The organism is Pseudorhodoplanes sp., from assembly GCF_035565855.1.
Lineage (GTDB): Bacteria > Pseudomonadota > Alphaproteobacteria > Rhizobiales > Xanthobacteraceae > Pseudorhodoplanes.
The window spans coordinates 1-1,587 of record NZ_DATMRX010000047.1; the positions used below are offsets into that span (position 1 = coordinate 1).

The 1,587-nt window shown below is 65.0% G+C and carries 3 protein-coding genes; 2 read left to right on the forward strand and 1 reads right to left on the reverse strand.

What is annotated here, in order from left to right:
* The first annotated feature begins 308 nt into the window (after positions 1-308).
* Entirely contained in the window at positions 309-509 is a 201-nt protein-coding gene (locus tag VN004_RS02780; protein WP_325606786.1) for a hypothetical protein, read from the forward strand.
* A complete protein-coding gene (locus VN004_RS02785) occupies positions 506-760 on the forward strand; it encodes a hypothetical protein (RefSeq protein ID WP_325606788.1) in 255 nt (84 codons plus the stop codon). Before VN004_RS02780 ends, VN004_RS02785 begins: the two co-directional genes overlap by 4 nt.
* A gap of 163 nt (positions 761-923) precedes the next feature.
* Here the strand turns inward: VN004_RS02785 and VN004_RS02790 are convergent.
* Positions 924-1,587: aminotransferase class III-fold pyridoxal phosphate-dependent enzyme (locus VN004_RS02790; protein WP_325606790.1), on the reverse strand; the 664-nt coding region annotated here is incomplete at its 5' end.

Sequence of the window (1,587 nt, forward strand, 5' to 3'; positions counted from 1 at the left end):
GGGCCGATCATCCGGCCTTTGCGCAGATCGCGAAGGCTTGCGGACTGGTGTGAGGGGTCGAGGCTTGCGGATTGGTGTGAGGCCTCGTGTCCCGGACGCGGTGCAGCATGGAGCGAAGCGGAATGGTGCACCGCTGAGCCGGGACCCATTATCGAATTGCATCCATTCTTGAGTCCCGGTTCTGCAGCGCACCGCTTCGCGCTGCGCCGCGCCCCGGACGCGAGGCTTCAGGGAGCGGCAAAGTCGCGCAACACGTCCGCAATACAGCCCGCAATGACGCGCCATCCGACTTGTGCTAATAAACTGACATGACCAAGCTCGAAGAGATCGAACAAGCCGTGAGCCGGCTCACGCCCGATCAGCTTGCCAAGTTCCGCGACTGGTTCGAGGCGTTTGACGCTGCACGCTTCGACGAAAAGATCACCAGGGATGCGACGAGCGGCAGGCTCGATGCGCTGGCGGAGCGCGCGCGCGAGGATTATCGCAAGGGCCGCGCCCGCGAGCTATGAGACATTTCGCGAGCCCGGATTTTTGGGACGCCTACCAAAAGCTTCCCGCTTCCGTTCGCGAGGTCGCCGATCGAAACTACGCACTCCTCAAAGACAACCCGAAGCATCCTTCGCTGAACTTCAAGAAAGTCGGCCAGTATTGGTCTGTACGGGTGGGACTCCGTTACCGCGCGTTGGCGGTGGAGGTCGATGAGGGCCTGCTGTGGTTCTGGATCGGCTCGCACTCCGATTACGACGCGCTGATGCGCTGAGCGGGCTGGTGTGAGACCTCGTGTCCCGGACGCGGTGCAGCATGGAGCGAAGCGGAATGGTGCACCGCTGAGCCGGGACCCATTATCGAATTGCATCCATTCTTGGGTCCCGGTTCTGCAGCGCACCGCTTCGCGCTGCGCCGCGTCCGGGACACACCAGGCGTCAGCGAGCGGCAAAGTCGCGCAAGACCTCGCCGATCACTCGCGTGAGGTACGCCACATCCTCCTCGCCGATGGTCAGCGCCGGCGTGAGATAGATCACGTTGCCGATCGGCCGGATGAACGCGCCCTTCTCGACAAAGGCGCTCCGCAACGCCGCGAGATCGTCGATCCGCTCAAGCTCGACCACGCCGATCGCGCCGCGCACGCGCACATCGGTGACACCCGGCAGATCGCGGCAAGGCTCAAGACCCGCGGCCAGCCATCCCTCGATGCGCGCCACATGCCGCAGGCGTTCGCCATCTTCGAACAGGTCGAGCGAGGCATTGGCTGCCGCGCAGGCGAGCGCGTTCGCCATGTAGGTTGGGCCGTGCATCAGCGCGGCCATCGGATCGTCCGACCAGAAGGCGTCGAAGATACGCCGCCGCGCCACCGTTGCCGCGAGCGGCAGCGTGCCGCCGGTCAGCGCCTTGGACAGCGTGAGGATGTCCGGCACGACGCCCGCGCGCTGGCACGCGAACATCGTACCGGTGCGGCCGAAGCCGGTGAAAATCTCGTCGAAGATCAGGAGGAGACCGTAGCGATCGGCAAGGCTGCGGAGCCGCGTGAGCACGGACGGGTCGTGGAAACGCATGCCGCCGGCGCCCTGCACCAGCGGCTCGACAATG

Excerpts from the sequence above, each read along its gene's own strand:
- VN004_RS02785 (WP_325606788.1), top strand. The coding sequence starts at position 506 with ATGAGACATTTCGCGAGCCCGGATTTTTGGGACGCCTACCAAAAGCTT.
- VN004_RS02780 (WP_325606786.1), top strand. The coding sequence starts at position 309 with ATGACCAAGCTCGAAGAGATCGAACAAGCCGTGAGCCGGCTCACGCCC.